The following is a 711-nucleotide window of genomic DNA, read 5'->3' on the forward strand; positions in this document are numbered from 1 at the left end:
CCCGGAGAACCGGCGAACACAGCGCCGTTAACCACGCACACCCACATCAAAAACCAGCCACCAACACAGAGATCAACACCGCCACCCCGCACCACCACCAGGCACGTGAAAGATCGAGGCTAGTGCCACCTGTCCGCTCTCGTCTGCTGAGGTCGTGCCGATCGGTATGGGCGGGCGGCAGTTGTTGAGGCGAGCGCTGCTAGAAGTCGATGCGCATGAGGATGCGCCTGGTGGTGGGTCTGCTGACCTCGACGAAGCCGGCGGCGGTGAAGACGGCGGGGGTACCGACGTGAAAGACCTCGGTGCTGTGGGGATAGCCCTCCAGGGCGCGGGCGCCGCGTTGTCGGGCGAAGTCGACGGCGGCGCGGGCGAGTGCCCGGCTGATGCCGCGGCGTCGGAAGCCGGCCCTAGTGACGAAGCACGTCACCGCCCACACGCTGTCATCGGTCTTGTCTTCGGTTCGACCGGCCCAGGGGACGGGGCAGTGGCTTAACAGGCGCGGGTTGGACGGTCGCGGGTCGACCGCGCACCAGCCGACCGGCTCACCGTCGAGGTAGGCGACCAGGCCGGTCGTCTGAGCCGAATCCGGCTGTCCGCAGGCGGTCTGTTCTCGGAGCCGGGAGGCGAGTCCGTCGGCACCAACCGTGGCCCAACCCTCCTTAGGCCGCATCTTGTACCGCTGGCACCAGTCTCTGGCCGGAGCACCGCGGG

General features: G+C 68.1%; 1 protein-coding gene. It reads right to left on the minus strand.

All coding sequences use genetic code 11. The annotated features are described in order from the left end of the window. Positions 1–199: 199 nt before the first annotated feature. Positions 200–711: GNAT family N-acetyltransferase (locus ABNF93_RS34705; RefSeq protein ID WP_349332510.1), on the minus strand; the 512-nt coding region annotated here is incomplete at its 5' end.

This window comes from Actinopolymorpha sp. B9G3, assembly GCF_040120725.1.
Lineage (GTDB): Bacteria > Actinomycetota > Actinomycetes > Propionibacteriales > Actinopolymorphaceae > Thermasporomyces.